Below are 22,600 nucleotides of genomic sequence, written 5' to 3' on the forward strand. Positions count from 1 at the left end.
GGGTGCGCGGGCCCAACTCTAGACGGCCGTTCAGCCGGGTCGGTGCCGTGGGCACTCCGTCGACGGACGAGCCCTCGACGCAGCGCCCTCCGGCCTCACTGGACCCGGACGGTGACGACGTGGATGCCGGTGGCCCCGTCGGGCGCTGGGGGCGCCTCCAGCGGCGACTGGACCTGGCCCTTCGCGTCGTAGGCGCGCACCCGGATGTCGTGGCTGCCCGGCGTCGCGTCCCACTCGAAGACCCACTGCCGCCAGGTGTCGATGCTGGCGTCGGCTGCCAGTCTCGCCGGGGCCCAAGGCTGCTGGTCGACCTGGACCTCCACCTCGGAGATCCCGGTGTGCTGGGCCCAGGCGACGCCCGCGACGGCCACCGTGCCGGCCTTGACGACGTCGCCCGCCTTCGGCACGTCGATGCGCGATGCCGTCTTGATCGGCCCCCTTGGCGACCAGCCGCGCGGCGTCCAGTAGGCCACGTCGGCGGCATACGTCGTCACCTTGAGCTCGGTCACCCACTTCGTGGCGGACACGTAGCCGTAGAGGCCCGGCACCACGACCCGCACCGGGAAGCCGTGCTCGAAGGGCAGCGGCTCGCCGTTCATCCGGATGGCGAGCAGCGCGTTGCGGTCGTCGGTCAGCGCGGACAGCGGGGTCGAGGCGGTGAAGCCGTCGACGCTGGTCTGCAGGACCATGTCGGCACCCGGCTTGGGGCCGGCCATGGCGAGCAGCTCGCGCACGGGCCAGCCGGTCCAGACGGCGTTGCCGATGAGGTCTCCCCCGACCTCGTTGGAGACGCAGGTCAGCGTGATCAGCGCCTCCTGCAGCTGCTTGGACTGCAGCGTCTTCCAGTCGATCTCGACCTCGCGCTCGACCATGCCCGTGACCTTGAGCCTCCAGTCGTTCGCGTCGAGCCGCGGCACGACGATGGCGGTGTCGATGCGGTAGAAGTCGGAGTTCGGGACGATGTAGGGAGTCAGCCCGGGGACCTTGAGGTCGGCACCCGCCGGCACGACGAGCTTGGTCCCCCTGACCGGGGTGCGCGCGACGGCGTCACGCGACACCGTCGCGGCAGCCGACCCTCCTCCGAGCAGGCTGCCGGCGTATGCCGCCACGGCGCCCACCGCTCCCCCGAGCAGCCAGCGACGCCCCGGGCCCACGGCGCCCGCAGGCCCTGTCGCGGGACGAGACGTGCGGCTGAGGAACCACAGGCCGGCGGCCGTGCCGAGGACCGTGGGGATGGCGTCGGCGGCTGCGGCACCGGGACGGCTGAGCACGGCGGCCGCACCGACCGCCCCGACGACCGCGAAGGCGACGAGCCCGGCGGTGAGCCGGCGGGCCGCCAGGATGCCGATCGCGGCACACGCGAGGGCGAGGACCACGACGGTCCCCACGAGCAGGGCCCTCTTGTCGTTGGTGCCGAAGGTCGCGATGGCGAAGTCCTTGAGCCACGGCGGCGTCCGGTCGATGAAGGCACCGCTCACGGCCGCGATCGGCGCCGGCTGGCCCGACGACTGGCCGATCGCCGTGAGCACCGCGGCGGCGAGCGTGGCCAGACCGACCGTGAGCAGCCCGGCCACCACCCCGTCGAGCGCTCCCCACCACAGCGGGCGCGCCGGCTGTTCGGGTGACGTCTCGGGACGGGTGACCGGGCTGGTCGTGGTCATGGCCTCAGGTGCTCCTTCAGGTGCGGCACGAGTGCGCGGAAGGCGAGTGCGCGGTGCGACACCTGGTTCTTCTCGTCGGCCTCGTACTCCGCCAGTGTGCGTTCGTCGCCGACCGGTTGGTCGGATGGCACGAAGATCGGGTCGTAACCGAAACCATTGGTCCCGCGTGGCTCCCGGGCGACGGTCCCGGGGAACCGGCCGAGCTCGGCCGCGGAGCGGCCGTCGGGAAGGACGAGCGCTGCCGCGCAGACGAAGGCCGCGGCGCGGTGCTCGTCACGGACCTCGGCGAGCTGGGCCAGCAGGAGCTCGACGTTGGCGTGGTCCCCGCCGCCGCCGGACCAGCGGGCGCTGAAGATCCCGGGGGCACCGCCGAGCACGTCGACGGCGAGCCCGGAGTCGTCGGCCAGGGCGGGCAGACCGGTGACGTGCGCCGCCGAGGCGGCCTTGAGGATGGCGTTCTGCTCGAACGTCACCCCGTCCTCGACCACCTCCGGCGCGTCGGGGAAGCCGTCGAGCCCCACGATCTCCAGGCCCAGCTCGGTGCTGACGTCGGCGAGGATCTCGCGCAGCTCCTCGACCTTGTGCGCGTTGCGGGTGGCCAGGACCACCTTCGTCACGCGACCACCCCACCGGTCGTCGGCTCGTCATCCCGGGTCGGGGTGGCGGCGAGCGCGGCCCGCTGGCGCTCGGTGAGGTCGGCGCAGCCCTTCGTCGCCAGATCGAGCAGCTGGCCCAGCAGGTCGCGGTCGAACGGCGCACCCTCGGCGGTGCCCTGGACCTCGATGAACCGCCCGTCGCCGGTCATGACGACGTTCATGTCGGTCTCGGCCGTCGAGTCCTCCGGGTAGTCGAGGTCGAGCACCGCACGCCCGCCCACGATGCCGACCGAGACGGCCGCGACCGAGCCGGTGAGCGGCTGCGCCTTCTTGGCGACGAGGCCCTTGCCGCGGGCGTTCTCGATGGCGTCGGCGAGCGCCACGTAGGCGCCGGTGATGGCCGCGGTGCGGGTGCCGCCGTCGGCCTGGAGCACGTCGCAGTCGAGCACGATGGTGTTCTCGCCGAGGGCCTTCGTGTCGATGACGGCGCGCAGGCTGCGGCCGATGAGCCGGCTGATCTCATGGGTGCGGCCGCCGATGCGGCCCTTGACGCTCTCCCGGTCGGAGCGGGTGTTGGTCGCACGCGGCAGCATGGCGTACTCGGCAGTGACCCAGCCGGTCCCCTTGCCCTTGAGCCAGCGTGGGACGCCCTCGGTGAAGGAGGCCGCGCAGAGCACGCGCGTGCGCCCGAACTCCACGAGCACGCTGCCCTCCGCGTGGTCGAGCCAGTTGCGCGTGATCCGCACCTCGCGCGTCTGGTCGGGGGCACGGCCGTCATGTCGGTCAGTCATGCCACGAGGCTAGCCATGACAGCGGTCCGGTCCCCAACCGCGGTGCGGAACGCCCGTGCGCCCGGCGGCACGCGCCGGGCGCACGGGCGCGTTCGCGGGCGCTCAGTCCAGCGTCTCGGCCGAGAGCCGCTCGACCTCGTCGGCGCTCAGCTCGAGCGTGTCAGCCTGCACGGAGTCCGTGATGCTCTCGGGGCGCGAGGCGCCCGGGATCGGCACCACGACCGGCGCGAGGGCCAACTCCCAGGCGAGCGCGACGCGCTGGGGGCTCACGTCGTGGGCCTCGGCGACCTCGGCGAAGGCGTCGTGCCGTCTGCCGAGGTCACCGGCCTTGCTGATGCCGCCGAGCGGGCTCCACGGCAGGAACGCGATGCCGAGCTCGGCGCAGAGGTCGAGCTCGGGCCGGCTGCTGCGGAAGGCCGGCGAGAACTGGTTCTGCACCGAGACGAGCCGGCCTCCGAGGACCTCCTGCGCCTCGCGGATCTGGTCCGGGTTCGCGTTCGAGATGCCGGCCATCTCGATGACGCCCTCGTCGAGCAGGTCGGCGAGTGCGCCGACGGACTCGGCATACGGCACGTCGGGGTCGGGCCGGTGGAACTGGTAGAGCCCGATCGCGTCACCGCCGAGACGCTGCAGCGAGGCCTTGGCCGCCTCCTTGAGATAGTCGGGCCGGCCGTTCAGGGTCCACGAGCCGTCGCCGGGGCGCAGGTGGCCGCCCTTCGTGGCGACGAGCACCTCGGACCGGTCGCCCTGCCAGGACGAGAGGGCCTTGGCGATGAGGGCCTCGTTGTGTCCCACCTCGCCGGCGTCGCGGTGGTAGGCGTCGGCCGTGTCGATGAGGGTCACGCCGGCGTCGAGCGCGGCGTGGATGGTGCGGATGGAGCGGTCCTCGTCGGGGCGGCCCTCGATCGACATGGGCATGCCCCCGAGGCCGATGGCGCCGACCTTCCTCGTTCCGATGGTGCGCTGCTGCACGGTGCCTCCTTGGCTGGGTCGTCGGACGGTGGGTTCGCGCGCCGACCGGTGCCGGGCGCGCGGACCGCACCGGAAGACTCCATACCCGGGGCCCCTGCCCGCGGTACCTGCCTCAGAGGCAGTAGGTCTCGCCCGGCTCGGCGAGCTCGACCTCGCCGGGCCACACCTCCGACGCCTGCTTGCGGCACACCTCCGGGTCGTTCCAGGCAGGGATGTGGGTCAGCATGAGCCGACGCACTCCCCCGGCGCGCACGGCCGCCTCGGCGGCGCGGCTCCCGGACAGGTGGATGCCGGTCACGGTGTCGCGGCCGTCGACGAAGGCGGAGTCGGCCAGCACGAGGTCGGCGCCGGTCATCAGCTCGGTGAGCTGGTCGCACGTGTCGGTGTCGCCGGTGTAGCCGAGCACGCGTCCGCCCGCCTCCACGCGGAAGCCGTACGCCTCCAAGGGGTGGTTGACGCGCACCGGCGTGATGGTGAACGGCCCGATGGTGACGGGGTCACGGTGACGCAGGTCGTGGAAGTCGAAGACGCCGAGGACGTCCTCGCTCTCGCGGCCGCCGTAGGCGCGGGCGAGGTGCACGGCGGTTCCGGGCGGGCCCCACACCGGCATGGCCGACCGGCCCGGGCCGCCGGGGACGTAGCGCATCATCACGTAGAGGCCGCACATGTCGATGCAGTGGTCGACGTGCAGGTGGCTGAGCAGGATGGCGTCCACGGCATACGGCTCGATGTGGCGCTGCAGCGCCCCGAGTGCCCCGCTGCCCAGGTCGAGCACGACGCTCCACGTGCGGCCCTCGTGCTCGGCGCGCACGAGGTAGGACGAGGCGGGCGAGCGCGGCCCGGCGAAGGACCCCGAGCACCCGACGATCGTGACGTTCACGGGATCGAGCCTAGGTGCCACCACCGACGCGGACCGGGCACCCGGGCGTCGGCTGCGTCACAGTGAGCCGGAGCGGGCCGGCCCGCTGTCCCCGTCGTCCTCGTCGTCCTCGTCGTCCTCGTCGTCCTCGTATGCGGCCAGCGCGTCCCCGAGGTCGGTGCCCATCACGGCGTGGGTCAGGGTCTCCTGCAGCCAGGTGAGGAAGTCGTACCACGCCACCGCGTAGCCGAGGGGGTCGTCGTCGTCGAGGTCCTCCAGGGCGGCATACAGCGCCTCGGCGTCGTCCTCGGTGCGCATGCCCATCCGCTCACCCAGCAGCAGCCGCACGTCGGTGAGGGCCATGAGGAACGCCGGCGCCTGCGACGCGTCGAGCTCGACCCGGTCGCCCTGCGCCGCCTCGAGGCACTGCAGCGACACGTCGAGGTTGCCACTCTTGCGCTGGCGCAGACCCTCCTCCGTCAGCCTGCGGAACTCGGCGGCCACCTGGTCGTCGCCCCGGTGCGCTGTCGGCAGGAGGCGGTCCAGGGCAGGGTCCCTGTCGACGCCGGCGCCCGACGGGCCTTGGGCCGCAGGCGAACCCGGCTCAGCCGGTCCGCCCAGGGAGAGTCCCATCGAGGCGACGAGGTCGTCGAAGGTGTCGCCCGTCGACTCGACCTCCGGCGAGAGCAGCACGCGCGTCTGCTCCATCAGCCCGTGGAGGATGGTGCGCTCGGTCGGGTCGAGGATCCCGACGTAGCGACCGTCCTCCCGCAGGAACGCGCGCGCCATCACTCGTCCTTCTCGAAGGTGGCCCAGAGGCCGTAGCCCTGCAGCGCCTCGGCGTCACGCTCCATGGACTCGCGCGGCCCGTTGGAGACGACGGCACGGCCCTTGACGTGGACGTCCATCATGAGCTTCTCGGCCTTGGGCCTCGGGTAGCCAAAGTACGTCTCGAAGACCCACGTCACGTAGGTCATGAGGTTGACGGGGTCGTTCCAGACGATCGTCACCCAGGGAACGTCGGGCGCGACCAGCTCGTCGGCGGAGGTCACCTCCTGCTCGACGGGAGCAAGGGAGAGCGCGGCTGTCGTCACAGGGCAACCCTAGGCGCACGCCGGGTCACCGGGGGACGCGCGCGGATGGCCCTGGGGACATCCTCTCTGTCCGGCACGCCGCGGGCAGGCCGCGGCCCCGCTCCCCGGTCGCGACGCCCCATTCAGCCGGTCACTCGTGCAGCGCGGACCCGGGCGACGCACAGCCACCGTGCGGCGTGGAGCACTAGCGTGCCGCCGTGACCACGGTGCGACGCCTCCGGATCCCCGCCGTCCTGTCCACGGGCCTGCTCGTCGCGCTGCTCACGACCGGGTGCTCGGGCTCCCCCGCCTCACCGGCGGCCGGGTCCTCGTCCCCGGCCTCCGTCGCGTCGTCCCACGCGACCTCGCCTGCGTCGACTGCTGCGGGAACCAGCACCTCGGGGAGCAGCACGCCCGCCATCCCGACGAGCACCGCCACCTCGACCGCCGGCTCGACCGCCACCTCAAGCTCCACCACGGGTTCGGCCACTTTGGTCCCGGCGCTCGGGTGCCCGCAGCGTCCGTCGACGTTCACGGCGGCGCCCGGCACCGGCAGGACCGTCGCCCTCACCTTCGACGACGGGACCTCGTCGTGGACCCTGGCCATCGCCCGCGTGCTACGGGCGAAAGGGGTCACGGCGACGTTCTTCGACGTGGGCCGCGAGGACGCCCCCCGCGCCGCCGTCGTGCAGGAGGTCGCGGCGTGGGGCTTCCCGGTCGAGGACCACTCGTGGGACCACCGGTACCCCGCCATGGTCCCCGGCGGGTGGACGGTGCCGTACCTGCGCCAGCAGATCACCCGGACCGCCGACCTCCAGCAACAGCTGACCGGCCACCGGCCCTGCTTCTTCCGACCGCCCGGCGGCTTCACGACGAACGTCAGCCAGGCGGCATACGGCCTGGGTGTCTCGGTCGTGCTCTGGTCGGTCGACACCCTCGACTGGCGCCAGCCGGCGGTGACGACGGCTGCGGCGACATCGGCAATCGTCGCCCGCGCCACCGCGGTCGGCAGCCAGCAGCACCCGATCGTCCTCCTCCACGCCGGCAAGGCCTCGTCCGAGCCGGACAGCGTCGTCTCCCCGAACCGGAGCAACACCGTCGCCGCGCTGCCGGCCATCATCGACTGGTACGCCGCGCACGGCTACCGCTTCGTCGCCTTCTGAGCTCGCACCCGCCGGCTCGCCTCCGGGGCTCCCGCCCGTCGCGCCGACACATCGCGGAGGTCGTCGGCCTAGGGTGGGCGGGTGAGCCCGACGAGCCCTCGCGCCGCGAGCACGGCGCTGCTGACCGACCACTACGAGCTGACCATGCTGCAGGCGGCCCTGGCCTCCGGCGAGGCACACCGCCGCTGCGTCTTCGAGGCCTTCGCGCGGCGGCTGCCGGAAGGACGGCGCTACGGCGTCGTCGGCGGGACCGGCCGTGTCCTCGAGGCGCTGGAGCAGTTCCGCTTCGGGGACGACGAGCTGCGCTTCCTGCGCGACAACGACGTCGTCGACCGGGCGACCGTCGACTGGCTGGCCGACTACCGCTTCACCGGCCACATCAGCGGCTACGCGGAGGGCGAGTGCTACTTCCCGCAGTCGCCGGTGCTCGTCGTCGAGTCGACGTTCGCGGAGGGCGTCGTCCTCGAGACCCTCGTGCTCTCGATCCTCAACCACGACACGGCGATCGCGTCGGCAGCCTCGCGCATGACCACCGCCGCGATCGGCCGGCCCTGCATCGAGATGGGCTCGCGACGCACGCACGAGGGTGCTGCCGTCGCTGCTGCGCGAGCCGCCTACATCGCCGGGTTCGACGCCACGAGCAACCTCGAGGCCGGTCGCCGCTACGGCGTGCCGACGACGGGCACCGCTGCCCATGCCTTCACGCTCCTCTACGACTCGGAGAAGGAGGCCTTCACGGCGCAGGTCGAGTCGCTCGGCAAGGGCACCACGCTGCTCGTCGACACCTACGACGTCCGGACCGCCGTGGCGCTCGCGCTGGAGATCGCCGGCCCCGAGCTCGGAGCGGTCCGCCTCGACTCCGGCGACCTGCTGATCCAGGCCACCGAGGTACGCGCCCAGCTCGACGCCGCCGGCAACACCGACACGAAGATCATCGTCACCTCGGACCTGGACGAGTACGCCATCGCGGCGCTGGCCGCCGGACCGGTGAGCGGCTACGGCGTCGGCACTGCACTCGTCACCGGGTCGGGCTCCCCCACTGCGTCGATGGTCTACAAGCTCGTCTCCCGCGAGGACTCGTCGGGACAGATGCAGCAGGTGGCGAAGAAGAGCAAGGACAAGGCGTCGGTGGGCGGGCGCAAGTGGGCGCTGCGCCGGCGCGGCGAGTCCGGCATCGCGCAGGCCGAGGTGATCGGCATCGGCGAGCAGCCCCGTGACGACGGCGACGACCGGCCGCTCATGGTCGACCTCGTCAGGGCCGGCGAGGTCGTCGGCCACCAGGACATCCATGCGGCCCGGGCTCGCCACGAGGCCTCGCGCGCCGAGCTGCCGCGTGCAGCCGGGCAGCTGTCACGGGGCGAACCGGTGATCCCGACCATCTACGAGGAGGACTGAGCCATGGCCGAACCGGCTCCCGACGGCGCACGCGCCCTCGTCATCGTCGACGTGCAGAACGACTTCTGCGAGGGCGGCTCGTTGGCCGTCGCCGGAGGTGCGGAGGTGGCGAGCGAGGTGAGCGAGCACGTGAGCCGCCACGCCGCCGACTACGACCACGTCGTGGCGACCGCCGACTGGCACATCGATCCGGGAGTGCACTTCTCGCAGACGCCCGACTACGTCGACTCGTGGCCGGTCCACTGCGTGGCCGAGAGCGAGGGCGCGGAGTTCCACCCGCGGCTCGCCGGGGCGCTCGGGCACGTCGAGGCCGTCTTCCGCAAGGGTGAGCACGCCGCTGCCTACAGCGGCTTCGAGGGCCGGGCCGACGTCGACGGGCGGACCTCGCTTGCCGACTGGCTCAAGGAGCGCGGCGTCACGCACGTGGACGTCGTGGGCATCGCCACCGACCACTGCGTCCGGGCCACCGCCGCGGACGCGCAGCGCGAGGGCTTCCACACCACCGTGCTGCTCGACCTCACGGCGGGGGTGGCCCGGTCGACGACCGACGCCGCCCTCAGCCAGCTGCGCGAGGCAGGCGTGCACCTGCTCGGCGTGCCCCGCGTGGCCGGCTGACGGCATACGTGGGCCGCGTTGTCCGACAACGCAGCTCGCGTCGGGCGACGACCGCCGGATGCGTCGCGGCGGATATCGCCGCGACGCACCGTCTCGACGGGCGACTCACTTGCCGTTGCGCGACACCTGGATGCGCTGCTCGACCGGCGTGAACGCGCACTCCAGCACGCCGCACGCGATGGCCAACGTGACGTTGGCGGCCTTGCCACCTGCGAACAGTCCGTTCTCGCTCGTCGCCACGGCTGACCAGGTGTGGACGGCGCCGTCGCACTCGAGCGGGAAGGCGAGGAACTGGCCCGTGATCTTCGTGCGACCGACCGTCTGGACCACCTGGCCCTCGATGTCGCTGCTGTACCCATCGGCGTTCGAGCAGGAGTACGTGCCCGTGAGCCGGAGGCTGCCGTCCTTGTATGCCGTCGCCCGCCGGTCCACGGTCGCCGAGATCTCCGGAGCCGGCGGCGCGACGTCGAAGCTCGCCCGAAGGGTGCCCCCCGTCACGCCCGGGGTGTCCGAGAAGGCCATCACGTAGTACGTGGTGCCTGGGTCCCCCCGGACCGCCGACACACCTGGACCGCACGAGAGGACCTGGCCGCCCGCGGTCGGGTCCCCGGCGACGATCATGACGCCGGCGGAGTAGTCGGAGGCAGACACGTCCGCGACGAGGCCGCTGCCCGTCGTGTCGGTGTAGGTGAACCAGACACTCCCGTTCGTGGCCGGCGCTCCGCAGGAGGCGTTGAGACCGGCGTCCAGCGCGTCCGTGGTCGCGTCCGTGGTGCTCTGCGTGATGGTGCTCGGCAGTGTGCTGATGACCGTGGCGCCGCCCGGCGAGTCGTTGCCCGGGGCCGCGACGGCCGCGGTCGCACCGAGTGGCGCGAGGAGTGCGGCCGCGGCGAGCGAGACCAGAAGGCGAGTTGCTCTCATCGATGTCCCCCATCGCTGTGGGCGCTCCCCGTTGAGCGCCTCACAAGCACTAGACCGCGCACCGAGCGCAGCAGGGTGAGGAGTCGGCCTTCTCCAGACGAACTCTTTACGTTGGCGCCCTGATTGCCCGGTTTGCCCAGCCCACTTCGAGAGGGTCGCGCGCGTGAGGGGCTGCCCGTGTCAGTCAGCGCAGGACGGCGCGGAGGGCCTCCGCTGCGCGCTCGAGTCGGGGGCCGACGGAGTCCGGGTCGAGAGGCTCGAGCGACACCACGCCGACCGACGCCTCGACGGCGACGCGCGTCGACTCGGTGCCGAGGGACAGCGGCACGGCCAGGCCGTGGGCCCCTGCCTGCAGCTCGCCGTCGGTGCTGACGACGCCGGACCGCCCGGCGCGCCCGGCGAGGATGGCCCGCCCCGCGGCGCCCTGGTCGAGGCGGTGCCGCGCGCCGGACCGGTACGCCACGTGGAAGTCGGTCCACGTGGGCTCGACGACGACGAGCGCGAGGGCCTCGTCGCCCTCGGCGATCGTCAGGTGGGCGGTGGCACCGACGTCGTCGGCCAGCTGCCTCAGCACGGGTCGGGCCTCGCTGCGCACGATCGGGGTCACCGCCGACGCGAGCCGGCTCAGCCCCAGCGCGAGACGCACCCGCCCGTCGGTGGGGCGGGCGACGAGGTGGTGGTCCTCCAGCGTGCTGACCAGGCGATAGACGACCGGGCGACCGACGCCCAGGCGGCCGGCCAGCTCGGTGATGGTCAGCCCCGCCGACTCGCCCTCGGCCAGCGCCTCGAGGACGCGGAGGCCGCGGTCGAGCGTCTGGGACGACTCGCCACGCTGCCGCGGCTCCGCGGTCACCGCCTCAGCCCTCGGAGTGGGCGCCGCCGGCGGCAGGTGCCCCGGCCGCCCCCCTCGACATCCCCTTGGACCACGACATGGCATAGGCGCCGTCGTCGACCGCCAGGCCGCCCTCCCCCAGCTCCAGCGGGCGGAAGGTGTCGACCATGACGGCCAGCTCGTCGAAGCGCTCGACCCCGAGCGACCCCTCGGTGGCACCGGGCTGCGGCCCGTGCGCGTGGCCGCCCGGGTGCACCGAGATCGACCCCTTGCCGATGCCGGAACCCTTGCGCGCCTCGTAGTCGCCGTCGACGTAGAACATGATCTCGTCGCTGTCGACGTTCGAGTGGTAGTACGGCACCGGGATGGCCAGCGGGTGGTAGTCGACCTTGCGCGGCACGAAGTTGCAGATGACGAAGTTCCAGCCCTCGAAGACCTGGTGCACGGGCGGCGGCTGGTGGATGCGCCCGGTGATCGGCTCGAAGTCGCGCACGTTGAAGACGTAGGGGTAGAGGCAGCCGTCCCAGCCGACGACGTCGAGCGGGTGGAACGGCAGCGTGTGGACGGTGCCGACGACGCCGCCCGGCCCGTTGCCCCGGTGCTTGATGTGGACGTCGGTCTGCGCGTCGGGGCTCTCGCCGATGTCCTCGGCGAGCAGCGGGCCCCGCGGCTGGCGCAGGTCGCGCTCGCAGTAGGGCGCGTGCTCGAGGAGCTGGCCGTACTTGCTGAGGTAGCGCTTCGGCGGCGCGATGTGGCTGTTGGCCTCGATGCAGTAGGTCCGCAGCGGCTCGTCGGCGTCGGCGACGGGGAGCCACCGGTGGGTCGTCGCGCGCGGGATGATGACGTAGTCGCCCTCGCTCACGTCGAAGGCACCGAAGACGGTCTCGACCCGCGCGGCGCCCCGCTCGACGTAGACGCACTCGTCGCCGATGCCGTTGCGGTACCACGGGCTCGCCTGTGCGGCAACGGCATACGAGATGCGCACGTCGCCGTTGCCGAGGACGAGCCGGCGACCCGTGACGACGTCGGTGCGCGCCACCGAGTCGGCGTCGAAGAGGTCGTGGAGCCTGAGGTGGCGTGGCGTCAGCGGGTGGTTGGGGGTCGTGGACTGGTCGGGCAGCTCCCAGACCGTGGCGGCGACGGTCGTCGACGGGATGTTGCGGTGGTAGAGCAGGGAGCTGTCCGAGCTGAACCCCTCCTCACCCATGAGCTCCTCGTAGTAGAGCTCCCCCGGCGCGTCGCCGTTGCCGGGTCGACGGTGCTGCGTGTGCCGCTTCGGCGGGATGTTCCCGACGGCCTGGTAGTGCGCCATGGGCGACTGCCTCTCCTCAAGCGCGTCCGTTCAACGGACGCTGGTGTATCACTATCGCCACAGTGGAGTACGCTCCCGGTCATGTCAAGGACGCCGTTCGCGCCCCTCTTCGACCGGCTCGTCGACGACGCCGCGGTCTTCCCTCCGGGGCTGGCTCCCCTCGACGAGGCAGTGCGCGGCCACCTCGACCGCCGCACCGGGCCGTATGCCGCCTCGCTGGGTCCGCTGCTCGTCCCCGCCACCTCGGCCGGCGAGCTCGCACGCCTCGCCACCGACGACCCGCGCACGGCCGTGGAGCCGTTGGCGGTCGGCCTCGTCGTCCGGCCCGGGGCTCCCGTGCAGCCGCTCGTCGACGCGCTCGGCGCCCTGCAGGACGACGAGCGGGTCCTCGTCACGGCTGTCGAGCTCGGCTGGTCGCCGCAGTGGCGCGAGCTGCTCGCGGCGCAGGTGCCCGCCGTCGTCGAGGTGGGGCTCGGTGCCGAGCAGGAGCGGGCGCTCGACGACATCGCGGACGCCGTCGACGACGAGCACGACGTGACGGCCAAGTTCCGCACCGGCGCGACCCCGACCTGGGCGTGGCCGGGCGAGCACGTGCTGGCCGGCTTCCTCGACGCGGTCGTGCTCCACGGGCTGCCGTTCAAGCTGACGGGCGGCCTGCACCATGCCGTCCGGGGAACCCACGGGGGCGAGCCGATGCACGGCGTCCTCAACGTGCTCCTGGCCACCCACGAGGCGCTGCACGGCGCCGAGGCGCACGAGCTCGCCGGCGAGCTCGCGCGCACGGACACCGAGGTGCTCGTGACGGCGGTCTCGAGCCTGGGCGCCGAGGATGCGGCCCGGATCCGCAGGAGCTTCACGGCGTTCGGCTGCTGCGGCGTCCTCGACCCCCTGCACGAGCTCGAGGCCTTCGGCCTCGTCACCGCCAAGGAGACCCACCCGTGACGAACGCTCCCACGCCCTCCGCCACCTGGGTGGGCGTCCCGGCCGACCACCTCTTCGGGATCCACAACCTGCCCTACGGCGTCTTCAGCACGTCCGCCGACCCGACGCGGCGGGTCGGGGTGCGCATCGGCGACCTCGTCCTGGACGCAGGCGCCGTCGCCGCCGTCGGTCGCGACGCCGGGCTCGTCGGCGACGGCCCCGACCTCGCGACCGCCTGGCAGACGCCCAGCCTCAACGCCTTCCTGGCCCTGGGTCGCTCGGCCTGGGGCACCGCCCGCGCATGGCTCACCGAGATCCTCACCGACGAGGTGCACCGCGACGGGGTCTCGCCGCATCTGCACCCCCTCGCCGACGTGCGGCTGCACCTCCCGGTCGAGGTCGGCGACTACGTCGACTTCTACGCGAGCGAGGACCACGCGAGCAACGTCGGCAAGATCTTCCGTCCCGACAACGCCGCCCTGCCGCCGAACTGGAAGCACCTGCCCATCGGCTACCACGGCCGCTCGGGCACCGTCGTCGTCTCCGGCACCGACGTCGTGCGCCCCACCGGTCAACGCAAGGGCCCGAACGACCCGGCGCCGGTGTTCGGCCCGAGCATCCGCCTCGACATCGAGGCCGAGCTCGGCTACGTCGTGGGCGGGGCGACCGAGCTCGGTTCGCGTGTCTCGGTGGACGAGGCTTCCGACCACCTCTTCGGGGTGGTCATCCTCAACGACTGGAGCGCCCGCGACATCCAGGCGTGGGAGTACGTCCCCCTCGGCCCGTTCCTGGGCAAGTCGTTCGCCACGACCATCTCCGCGTGGGTCACTCCCCTCGAGGCGCTGACGGGTGCACGCGTGCCGCTGCCCGGCCAGGAGGACCCGGAGGTCCTGCCGTACCTGCGCGGCGACGCCTTCGGGCTCGAGGTGCACGTCGAGGTGGCGCTCAACGGCACCGTCGTCTCGCGCCCCGAGCACCGCGTCATGTACTGGTCGCCGGCCCAGATGCTCGCCCACCTCACCGTCAACGGCGCCTCGCTGCGCGACGGCGACCTCTTCGGGTCGGGCACCATCAGCGGCGCCGAGAAGGACACCCGCGGCTCGCTGCTCGAGCTGACGTGGAACGGCACGGAGCCGCTGACCCTGGACGACGGCTCGACCCGCGGCTTCCTCGAGGACGGCGACACCGTCACCATGACAGCCTGGGCACCGGGCCCGGACGGGACGCGCATCGGCCTCGGGGAGGCGACCGGGACCATCACCGCCGCCCGCTGACCTCGCGCACGGACTCGGTGCAGCCTCCCCCGACGCGCTCCTGCGAGATCGCGGGCGCCGTGGTCCTGCGGTTGGCGCCCGAGGGCAGGCGCGAACTACTCAGGTGGTCGTCCCAGGAGGTCGCCCGAGGGGTCAGTGGACGATGGCGGGCGCCGCCTTGGACTGGTCGTCGAGGAAGTGCGACTCCTCGTGCTTGCGCGGCAGGAAGGCCGCCGGGATGAGTGCGAGGGCGAGCAGGACAGCGGCCACGAGGAAGGTGCTGCCGAAGGCGTCTGCGGCTTCGGTCAGGCCCTTCTGGACGGCAGCCACACCACCGACGGAGTTGACGAGCGCCGGGTTGTGCGTGGCCGCGATGGCCGGACCCGCCAGTGCCGAGGCGCTGAGGTAGTTGGTGAAGACCACCGAGATGACCGCGACGCCGACCGAGCTCGCGATCTGCTGGGTGATGTTGAGCAGCGTCGAACCGCGCGCCACCTGGTGGCTCTGCAACGTCTTCAGTGCCGACGTCATGAGCGGCATCATCGTGCCGCCCATGCCGAGACCCATGACGAAGAGCACGGGGATCATGAAGCCCCAGTAGGACGTGTCGGTCCCCACCTGCGTCAGTGCGAACATGCCACCGGTCATCAGCAGCAGCCCGAAGGGCACGATGCGCCCCACCGGGATCCGGTCCGTGAGGGCACCTGCGATCGGCATCGTCACCATCGCGCCCAGGCCCTGCGGGACCATGAGGAAGGCCGCGTGCAGGGTGTCGAGCCCTCGGACCTGCTGGTAGTACGTCGGGACGAGGAGCAGCCCACCGAAGAACGCGGCGGCGAAGAGGAACATGGTGATCGTCGCCGTGCTCAGGCGACGGTTGCGGAAGAGCCGCAGGTCGAGGAGCGGATGCTTCGGACGGAAGCTGTAGACGACGAAGCCGGCCAGCATGACCAGTCCGATGACGAGCGGGACCAGGACCTTCTTCGACAGGACGGTCCCCTCCCCCGGGATCGAGCTGATCCCGTAGAGGAAGAGCGCGAGGCCGGGCGACATGAGCAGCATGCCGATGAAGTCGAAGGACTCCGACGGCTCAGGGGCGTCGGAGGGCAGGGCCCACCAGGCGTACAGCACCGCGACGACGCCGATCGGCACGTTGATCAGGAAGATCCAGTGCCATGACGCCACCTCGATGAGCCAGCCTCCGAGGATCGGCCCGAAGATGGGGCCGAGCAGCATGGGCACGCCGAGGATCGCCATGAGACGGCCCATCCGCGCCGGACCGGCGGCGCGCGTCATGATCGTCATGCCGAGCGGCATCAGCATCCCGCCGCCGAGCCCCTGCACGACGCGGAAGCCGATGAGCATCTCGATCGACCCGGCGGTGGCGCACAGCGCCGAACCGGACGTGAAGAGGACGACGGCGAGCATGTAGAGCCGCTTGGTGCCGAACCGGTCGGCCGCCCATCCGGTCAGCGGGATGACGGTCGCGAGGGCAAGCGTGTAGGCCGTGACCGTCCACGCCACCGCGGAGTAGGCCAGTGCCTTGCCCGGGCTCTCCGCGAAGACCGTCTGGAAGGTCGGCAGCGCGATGTTGACCACCGTGATGTCGAGGATCGACATGATCGCCCCGAGAACCACGACGCCGGCGATCTTGAGCACCGGCCCGTCGATCTTGTCGGGGTAGGCAGGCGGTGCGGCAGCAGCTGGAGTGGACACATGGACCCCGGTTCGGACGGTGGTGGGTGGAGGAGCGACGACGACCTCGCCGCTGGACTGACCGACAGCCCTCATTGTCACGCCGACCACCGGGGCCGGCGCAAGCGACTTAGGCCACCCGCCGCCTCGTGTCCCACCTGGTCGCGGAAGGGATCCGGGGCAGACCGCTCAAAGGGTTCACGGCTGCTTGCGCGGCTGCTTCCCCTCGACGACCTGCGTCCTCGCGACCTTGTCGTGCAGGGCCTGGCGCTTGTCGTCCCACAGCGGCCACAGTCCGTCGAGCAGGAAGACGATGAAGTAGGCACCGCTGACGAACGGCACGAGCTGGAGCGCCGAGAGGAGGCGGCGGCGCAGGGCCGTCACGAGGTCGAGGGGACCTTGCACGTCGGTCCTGCGGACGCTGATCCCGAGCGCCATCTTGCCCGGCGTCTGGGCGGTCGTCGTCCAGAAGGCGATGCAGTAGAGGGTGGCGAAGAGCCACGTCACCAGACCGGCCTTGACCGCCTCGCCGGCGAGGTCGGTGATCATCGAGTTGATCGCGGCCTGGTCGTTGGCCGAGGCGGCGTCGATGAGCCGCTGGAACGAGGCGAAGTAGTCCGGCACGAAGAGGCGCAGCAGCAGGTAGGACGCGATCGCGAGGATGATCCCGTCGATGAGCCAGGCCGCGAACCGCTTGCCCCAGGGGGCGAGCGGCACCCCGTCGGCCGTGGTGCGGATGTTGTGCATCCACTGGGCCTGGGCCGGGGTCTGGTAGTAGCCCTGCTGGCCCTGCTGCGGCAGCTGGGACCGCGTCTGCCAGCCGCTCCCCTGCGGCACCGGAGCCGTTGCGCCCGTGCGGTCCGCCGACGCCTGTCCCTGTTGGCCCTGCGGGAGGCCGATGGTGCTCTGCGAGGCGGTCGGCGACTTCCTCGGCGCGGTGTGGTTGGTCCACGACACCCCGTCCCAGTAGCGGAGCAGGTCGGGGTTGCTCGGGTCGTCGTACCACCCGGAGGGATGCTGGCTCATGCTCCAACTCTCCCACGCCGTATGCGGTGTGGAGGGTCAGCGCCCCGCGTGGCGCCACTCTGGTGCGCCACGCGGGGGCTCCGGCGGCTCAGAGGTTGCCGCGCTTGTCCTGCTCGCGCTCGATGGCCTCGAAGAGGGCCTTGAAGTTGCCCTTGCCGAACCCGAGGGAGCCGTGCCGCTCGATGAGCTCGAAGAACACCGTCGGGCGGTCACCCAGGGGCTTGGTGAAGATCTGCAGCAGGTAGCCGTCCTCGTCGCGGTCGACGAGGATCTTGCGCTTCTGCAGCTCCTCGATCGGCACGCGGACGTTGCCGATGCGCTCGCGCAGCTCGGCGTCCTCGTAGTAGCTGTCGGGGGTGTCGAGGAACTCCACGCCGTTGGCGCGCAGGGCGTCGACCGAGGCGAGGATGTCGTTCGTCGCGACGGCCAGGTGCTGGGCGCCGGCGCCCCGGTAGAACTCGAGGTACTCGTCGATCTGGCTCTTCTTCTTGGCGATCGCCGGCTCGTTGAGCGGGAACTTCACGCGGTGGTTGCCGTTGGCGACGACCTTGCTCATGAGGGCCGAGTAGTCGGTCGCGATGTCGTCGCCGATGAACTCGGCCATGTTCACGAAGCCCATGACCCGGTTGTAGAAGGCGACCCACTCGTCCATGTGGCCCAGCTCGACGTTGCCGACGATGTGGTCGAGCGCCTGGAAGAGGCGCTTGGGCTGGCCGTCGCGCTTCTCGTAGGACGAGCTCGTCGGGACGTAGCCCGGGAGGTACGGGCCGGCATACGTCTGCCCGTCGACGTGCCGCTGGACGAGGGTGTGGCGGGTCTCGCCGTAGGTGGCGATGGCGGCGGTGCGCACCGTGCCGTGCTCGTCGGTGTGGTCTGTCGGCTCCTCGAGGACCGTGGCGCCGGCCTTCTTGGCCTGGGCGATGCACCGGTCGACGTCGGGGACCTCCAGGGCGATGTCGACGACGCCGTCGCCGTGGCGGCGGTGGTGGTCGGCCAGCGGGCTGTCGGGGTCGACGGCGCCCTTGATGACGAAGCGGATGGAGCCGCTCTTGAGGACGAACGCCTTGTGGTCGCGGTTGCCGTTCTCCGGGCCCGAGTAGGCGACGAGCTCCATGCCCCAGGCGCTCTGGTAGTAGTGCGCGCTCTGGGTGGCGTTGCCGGCGACGAAGACGATGGCGTCCCATCCGGTGACGGGGAAGACGTCGGTGTTCTCGTCGTACTCGACGAGACCGACGAGCTGCTTGAGCTGGTCGAGGTCGAGGTCGGCCTCGCGCTCCTGGTCGGTGAGGTCGGTGGCCGCAGGCGGCATGGTGTCGGTCATGGAGCGAGGGTGACGGAGTGCGACAGGGTGTGCAAGAGCAGAGGTCTTCGCTGGGCACAGTGCACAAAGTGTTGCCCGTATACCGGGTTGTGCTGGACACTCTGCCCATGACCTCGTCTGGGGCACCTTCCTCCCGCACACCGGTCGACGCGCTCGACTGCCGGATCCTGCTCCTGCTCCTCACCGAGCCGGGCATCGGTGTGCTCGGCGCGTCCCGTCGGCTCGGCGTCGCCCGCGGCACCGTGCAGGCCAGGCTCGACCGGCTCCAGCGCACCGGGGTGCTCCGGTCGATGGCTCCTGACGTCGACCCTGCGGCCCTCGGCTACCCGGTGACGGCGTTCTGCACGCTCGAGATCCGCCAAGGCCGCGGAGGCCACTCCCCCGTCGTCGAGCACCTCGCCGCCATCCCGGAGGTCCTCGAGGCGCACACCATCACCGGCTCCGGGGACGTCCTGATCCGCATCGTCGGGCGCGACAACGCCGACCTGCAGCGCGTCATCGACCAGGTCGTCGACGACGCGCACGTGACGCGCGCCTCGACCGTGATCTCGCTCGCGACCCGCCTCGACCACCGCACGGTCCCGCTCGTCGAGCACGTGCTCGAGGCCTCGTCGTGACCGGGTAAGACCGCAGCATCCCCTCCATCGCCACTCACGCCCGCCCATCGCCCCCGGACCAGGAGCCCCCGTGACCGCCGACCCGTACGCCCCCCGGCCCGCCGTCGAGCTGACCCACCCCGAGTGGAGCCGCAGCGCGACGATCTACCAGATCAACCAACGGCACTTCACCCCCGAGGGCACCTTCCGCGCCGCCGAGGCACACCTGCCGCGCATCCGCGACCTCGGCATCGACATCGTCTGGCTCATGCCCGTGCACCCGATCGGCGAGCGCAACCGCAAGGGCGTGCTGGGCAGCCCCTACGCCGTTCAGGACTACCTGGCCGTCAACCCCGAGTACGGCACGCTGGAGGACCTGCGCCACTTCGTCGACACCGCCCACGACCTGGGCCTGCACGTCATCCTCGACTGGGTCGCCAACCACACCGCGTGGGACAACGTGCTCGTCGAGGAGCACCCGGAGTGGTACGCCCGCGACTGGAAGGGCGACTTCCGGCCCACCCCGTGGTGGGACTGGGACGACATCATCGACCTCGACTACGACAACCCCGACCTCCGCCGCTACATGACCGAGGCGATGAAGTACTGGGTGCGCGAGGTCGGGGTCGACGGCTACCGCTGCGACGTGGCCGGGTTCGTGCCCGTGGACTTCTGGGACAACGCCCGCCGCGAGCTCGACGAGATCAAGCCGGTCTTCATGCTCGCCGAGTGGGAGTCGCGCGACCTGCACGTGCGCGCCTTCGACATGACCTACGGCTGGAGCTGGAACGAGACGCTGCACAAGATCGCGCACGGCAAGGCCGACGTCGAGGCGCTCAAGGTCTACTACGCGTGGAACGACCGCTTCTACCAGCGCGACGCCTACCGGATGCTCTTCGTCAGCAACCACGACAAGAACGCGTGGGAGGGCACCGAGTACGAGCAGTTCGGCGACGCCCTCGTCCCCTCCATCGTGCTGTCCGTGATCAGCGAGGGCATGCCGCTGGTCTACAACGGGCAGGAGGCCGGCAGCGACCGGCGGCTCGTCTTCTTCGACAAGGACGAGATCGAGTGGCGCGAGGACGAGCAGGGCGAGCTCTACCGCACCCTCTTCGCCCTGAAGAAGCAGCACCGGGCGCTGTGGAACGGCGCCGCCGGCGGCCGGATGGTCCGGGTGCCCAACTCGGCGGAGTCGGCGGTGCTGAGCTTCGTGCGGGCCGTGGACGACGACCGGGTCTTCGGCGCCTTCAACTTCAGCGCCGAGGAACAGACCGTCAAGCTCGGTGACGGCCCGCAGGCCGGCACCTGGCGCGACGCGTTCACCGGCGAGACGGTCGAGCTGAGCCAGGGACAGGAGTACACCCTGCCGGCCTGGGGGCACCAGGTCCTGGTGGGAGCCTGAGCGCCCGCGAAAGTCGGTGAAAGTCCTCGAGGAACCGCGCGAAAGCGACCACACGGTCCGCCCCGATCCGACAGGATGAGAGGTGCGTACCCGTCGGTGCTCCCCTGTCCCGGCGGGTACGCCTTTCGTGCGCCGGCGTCCCACCGCCTGGTCGGCCCGAGAGCTCGGGCGTCCCGTCGTGTCCCAGACGACGGGACGCCCTCCACGCGTACGGACGTCCCCACTCCGCGCGTGCGGAAGTGCCTGCCCGGCGTGCGACAGTGCCCACCCGACGTGAGCACGCCGGGTGGGCACTTCGGGGCGGAGGCCGTCAGGCGGTGACGGAGATCGGGCTGCCGTTGCTGACGAGGCGCCAGTCGATGCTGGAGAAGGTGGTCGGGTCGATCACCTTGTTGGCGGTGGTCCAGTCGATGAGCAGCTGGCGGATCTCGATCTGCCGGTTGTAGACCACCGGGGCGGTCGTGACGCCGGGGAAACCACCGCCGCCGGACTGGCGGTAGTTGTTGATCGCCACGACGAACTTCGCATCGGCATCGACCGGCGCGCCGCCGTAGGCGAGGCCCACGATCCGCGAGCCGACCGGCTTGGCGATGTCGATGTCGTAGGTGAGCCGTGCGTCGAGGCCACCCATGATGTCGTAGTTGTAGTCCGGCGTGCCGCCGGCGTTGGTGATGGAGTCGGCCGCGACCGGGCCGGTGCCGGAGTACGCCTGGAAGTACGAGGCGCTCTTCTCGAGGTAGTCCTTGACCTGCGCACCGGTCAGGACGATCCCGAGCAGCGTGTTGTCGTAGATGTAGAGGCCAGCGACGTCGCGGATGGTCACCTCGCCCTTGGGGATCGAGGCGAGCTTGTTGAAGGGCGCCGCGATGGAGAGCATCGGCAGGGCGCCCTCGGGGGTGCCGGCGAGCGCCTTCTTGACGGCGTCGGCCTGGACGTAGTTGATGAAGTCCATGGCCGGGGTGTCCTCGTAGCGCGACGTGGCGGCCGACATCGCCTGCGTGCACGTCCCGACGACCCCGTTGACGTAGGCGAGGACCTTCTCGTGCGCGGCCTGGACCGCGCCGGTGACGGCCGGGTCCTCGGGCACGGCGTTGGCGTTCCAGAGCCGGCCGGCCGAGTCGACGACCTGCCACTGGCCGCGGACCTTCTGCAGGCTCAGGGTCATCTCGGCCACCCGCATGCCCCAGTAGTACGGCTCGACGAGCAGGACCTGCTTGCCGGTCTCGGCGTTGGTCGTCTTGGTGATGACCTCGACGTGCGAGTGGCCGACGAGGACGGCGTCGATGCCGGGGACCTGCTCGGCGAGCAGCTTGCTGGCGTTCTCGACGTACGGCAGGGCATCTCCCCACGACGACTTCCCGTTGGTGCCCGAGTGGCACGAGACGATGACGACGTCGGCGCCGGCGGCCTTGAGGCGCGGCACGAAGACCTTGGCCTGCTCGATGATGCCGGGGAACCTCAGCTTGCCCTCGACGTTGGCCTTGTCCCAGATGGCGACGCCGGGGGTGACGAGACCGAGGATGCCGACCTTGATCGGCTTGCGGTCCTCGAGCTTGACCGTCTTGATGATCCACGGCTTGAACGCCGGGGCGCCGCTGCTCCAGTCGACGGTGTTGGCCGACAGCAGCGGGAAGTTCAGCTGCTTCTCGAAGGCGCGCAGCGTGTCGATGCCGTAGTTGAACTCGTGGTTGCCCAGGGCCGCGGCGTCGTAGCCGACCTGGTTCATGGCGGCGGCCATCGGGTGGGTGGCGCCGCCCGTGATCGGGTCGATCTTGGCGTAGTAGTACGCGAGCGGGGTGCCCTGGATCGTGTCGCCGGCGTCGAGGGTCAGGGTCGAAGCGGCGCCGAGGTCGGCGCGGCGCATCTTGATGATCGAGGACGCCTTGGCGATGCCGATGTCGTTGTGCGCCTTGTCGTCGTACTCGTGGTTGTTGAAGTAGTCCCAGTTGAAGACGTTGCCGTGCAGGTCGGTGGTGCCGAGCACGGTGAGGGTCACGATCTCCCCGTCGGTGCCCGCACCCTTGCCGGCCGTGCCGGCCGCTGCGGACGGGGAGGCGGCGGCCACGGTGGCGATGCCGGCGCCGCCGACGGCGGCCATCGCGAGCAGCTGGCGACGGGTGGCCGGGGAGGTGAGGAAGTCAGGCGTGGAGTCGTTCGTCATGGCGCAGACCCTAGCGGCACGAACCGACACGAATG

The 22,600-nt window shown here is 71.4% G+C and carries 22 protein-coding genes; 7 read left to right on the plus strand and 15 right to left on the minus strand.

All coding sequences use genetic code 11. From position 1 onward, the window contains the following. Positions 1 to 95: 95 nt before the first annotated feature. The 8 genes from ABD241_RS16305 to ABD241_RS16340 all read right to left on the minus strand — a co-directional run bounded on the left by ABD241_RS16305 (position 96) and on the right by ABD241_RS16340 (position 6,430). Positions 96 to 1,661: a molybdopterin-dependent oxidoreductase gene (locus ABD241_RS16305; RefSeq protein WP_344064953.1), complete on the minus strand. Its 1,566-nt coding sequence runs from the start codon at positions 1,659 to 1,661 to the stop codon at positions 96 to 98. Then, positions 1,658 to 2,278 carry an RdgB/HAM1 family non-canonical purine NTP pyrophosphatase gene (gene rdgB / locus ABD241_RS16310; protein WP_142186066.1) on the minus strand — a complete coding sequence of 207 codons (621 nt, stop codon included), beginning with the start codon at positions 2,276 to 2,278 and terminating at the stop codon, positions 1,658 to 1,660. Before rdgB ends, ABD241_RS16305 begins: the two co-directional genes overlap by 4 nt. Beyond that, on the minus strand, positions 2,275 to 3,048 hold the full coding sequence (gene rph, locus ABD241_RS16315; RefSeq protein ID WP_344064958.1) for a ribonuclease PH: 774 nt from the start codon (positions 3,046 to 3,048) through the stop codon (positions 2,275 to 2,277). The genes rdgB and rph overlap by 4 nt, the downstream gene beginning before the upstream one ends. Positions 3,049 to 3,150: 102 nt before the next feature. Then, positions 3,151 to 4,020 carry an aldo/keto reductase gene (locus ABD241_RS16320; RefSeq protein ID WP_344064961.1) on the minus strand — a complete coding sequence of 290 codons (870 nt, stop codon included), beginning with the start codon at positions 4,018 to 4,020 and terminating at the stop codon, positions 3,151 to 3,153. A 112-nt stretch (positions 4,021 to 4,132) separates the two neighbouring features. Further along, positions 4,133 to 4,900 carry an MBL fold metallo-hydrolase gene (locus ABD241_RS16325; protein ID WP_344064964.1) on the minus strand — a complete coding sequence of 256 codons (768 nt, stop codon included), beginning with the start codon at positions 4,898 to 4,900 and terminating at the stop codon, positions 4,133 to 4,135. Positions 4,901 to 4,957: 57 nt separating this feature from the next. Beyond that, positions 4,958 to 5,668, minus strand: coding sequence for a DUF2017 domain-containing protein (locus ABD241_RS16330; RefSeq protein ID WP_344064967.1), 711 nt, complete (start codon positions 5,666 to 5,668; stop codon positions 4,958 to 4,960). Further along, positions 5,668 to 5,973 carry an ATP-dependent Clp protease adapter ClpS gene (gene clpS / locus ABD241_RS16335; protein WP_344064970.1) on the minus strand — a complete coding sequence of 102 codons (306 nt, stop codon included), beginning with the start codon at positions 5,971 to 5,973 and terminating at the stop codon, positions 5,668 to 5,670. The genes ABD241_RS16330 and clpS overlap by 1 nt, the downstream gene beginning before the upstream one ends. Positions 5,974 to 6,157: 184 nt before the next feature. Further along, entirely contained in the window at positions 6,158 to 6,430 is a 273-nt protein-coding gene (locus ABD241_RS16340; protein WP_344064974.1) for a hypothetical protein, read from the minus strand. 13 nt (positions 6,431 to 6,443) lie between these two features. On the opposite strand from ABD241_RS16340, the gene ABD241_RS16345 reads away from it, so the two are divergent. From ABD241_RS16345 to ABD241_RS16355, 3 genes are all read left to right on the plus strand, one after another. Then, positions 6,444 to 7,115 (plus strand): polysaccharide deacetylase family protein, encoded by a 672-nt coding sequence (locus ABD241_RS16345; protein WP_344064977.1) that lies wholly within the window; start codon positions 6,444 to 6,446, stop codon positions 7,113 to 7,115. 81 nt (positions 7,116 to 7,196) lie between these two features. Continuing rightward, positions 7,197 to 8,510: a nicotinate phosphoribosyltransferase gene (locus ABD241_RS16350; RefSeq protein ID WP_344064980.1), complete on the plus strand. Its 1,314-nt coding sequence runs from the start codon at positions 7,197 to 7,199 to the stop codon at positions 8,508 to 8,510. Between the two features lie 3 nt (positions 8,511 to 8,513). Next, entirely contained in the window at positions 8,514 to 9,125 is a 612-nt protein-coding gene (locus tag ABD241_RS16355; protein WP_344064983.1) for an isochorismatase family protein, read from the plus strand. 105 nt (positions 9,126 to 9,230) lie between these two features. Here the strand turns inward: ABD241_RS16355 and ABD241_RS16360 are convergent, their stop codons facing one another. The 3 genes from ABD241_RS16360 to ABD241_RS16370 form a co-directional block, all read right to left on the minus strand. Continuing rightward, positions 9,231 to 10,046, minus strand: coding sequence for a DUF6299 family protein (locus tag ABD241_RS16360; protein WP_344064986.1), 816 nt, complete (start codon positions 10,044 to 10,046; stop codon positions 9,231 to 9,233). Between the two features lie 184 nt (positions 10,047 to 10,230). Then, positions 10,231 to 10,899 (minus strand): IclR family transcriptional regulator, encoded by a 669-nt coding sequence (locus ABD241_RS16365; protein ID WP_344064988.1) that lies wholly within the window; start codon positions 10,897 to 10,899, stop codon positions 10,231 to 10,233. Positions 10,900 to 10,903: 4 nt separating this feature from the next. Then, positions 10,904 to 12,190 (minus strand): homogentisate 1,2-dioxygenase, encoded by a 1,287-nt coding sequence (locus ABD241_RS16370; protein ID WP_344064990.1) that lies wholly within the window; start codon positions 12,188 to 12,190, stop codon positions 10,904 to 10,906. A gap of 81 nt (positions 12,191 to 12,271) precedes the next feature. Between ABD241_RS16370 and ABD241_RS16375 the strand changes: the two genes are divergently transcribed. Together ABD241_RS16375 and fahA are read left to right on the plus strand one after the other, a co-directional pair. Next, a complete protein-coding gene (locus ABD241_RS16375; RefSeq protein WP_344064993.1) occupies positions 12,272 to 13,132 on the plus strand; it encodes a hypothetical protein in 861 nt (286 codons plus the stop codon). Continuing rightward, positions 13,129 to 14,385 carry a fumarylacetoacetase gene (gene fahA / locus ABD241_RS16380; protein WP_344064996.1) on the plus strand — a complete coding sequence of 419 codons (1,257 nt, stop codon included), beginning with the start codon at positions 13,129 to 13,131 and terminating at the stop codon, positions 14,383 to 14,385. Before ABD241_RS16375 ends, fahA begins: the two co-directional genes overlap by 4 nt. A gap of 132 nt (positions 14,386 to 14,517) precedes the next feature. Here the strand turns inward: fahA and ABD241_RS16385 are convergent, their stop codons facing one another. The 3 genes from ABD241_RS16385 to hppD form a co-directional block, all read right to left on the minus strand. Continuing rightward, positions 14,518 to 16,080 (minus strand): DHA2 family efflux MFS transporter permease subunit, encoded by a 1,563-nt coding sequence (locus tag ABD241_RS16385; protein ID WP_344064999.1) that lies wholly within the window; start codon positions 16,078 to 16,080, stop codon positions 14,518 to 14,520. A 177-nt stretch (positions 16,081 to 16,257) separates the two neighbouring features. Further along, a complete protein-coding gene (locus ABD241_RS16390; protein WP_344065002.1) occupies positions 16,258 to 17,085 on the minus strand; it encodes an RDD family protein in 828 nt (275 codons plus the stop codon). Between the two features lie 88 nt (positions 17,086 to 17,173). Then, positions 17,174 to 18,406 carry a 4-hydroxyphenylpyruvate dioxygenase gene (gene hppD, locus ABD241_RS16395; RefSeq protein ID WP_344065004.1) on the minus strand — a complete coding sequence of 411 codons (1,233 nt, stop codon included), beginning with the start codon at positions 18,404 to 18,406 and terminating at the stop codon, positions 17,174 to 17,176. Between the two features lie 107 nt (positions 18,407 to 18,513). Between hppD and ABD241_RS16400 the strand changes: the two genes are divergently transcribed. Continuing rightward, positions 18,514 to 19,023: an Lrp/AsnC family transcriptional regulator gene (locus ABD241_RS16400; protein WP_344065007.1), complete on the plus strand. Its 510-nt coding sequence runs from the start codon at positions 18,514 to 18,516 to the stop codon at positions 19,021 to 19,023. 70 nt (positions 19,024 to 19,093) lie between these two features. Further along, positions 19,094 to 20,404 carry an alpha-amylase family glycosyl hydrolase gene (locus ABD241_RS16405; RefSeq protein WP_344065010.1) on the plus strand — a complete coding sequence of 437 codons (1,311 nt, stop codon included), beginning with the start codon at positions 19,094 to 19,096 and terminating at the stop codon, positions 20,402 to 20,404. A 310-nt stretch (positions 20,405 to 20,714) separates the two neighbouring features. Here the strand turns inward: ABD241_RS16405 and ABD241_RS16410 are convergent, their stop codons facing one another. Then, positions 20,715 to 22,565, minus strand: coding sequence for a bifunctional metallophosphatase/5'-nucleotidase (locus tag ABD241_RS16410; RefSeq protein WP_344065013.1), 1,851 nt, complete (start codon positions 22,563 to 22,565; stop codon positions 20,715 to 20,717). Between the last annotated feature and the right edge of the window lie 35 nt (positions 22,566 to 22,600).

The organism is Terrabacter lapilli (assembly GCF_039531305.1).
Classification (GTDB): Bacteria; Actinomycetota; Actinomycetes; order Actinomycetales; family Dermatophilaceae; genus Terrabacter; species Terrabacter lapilli.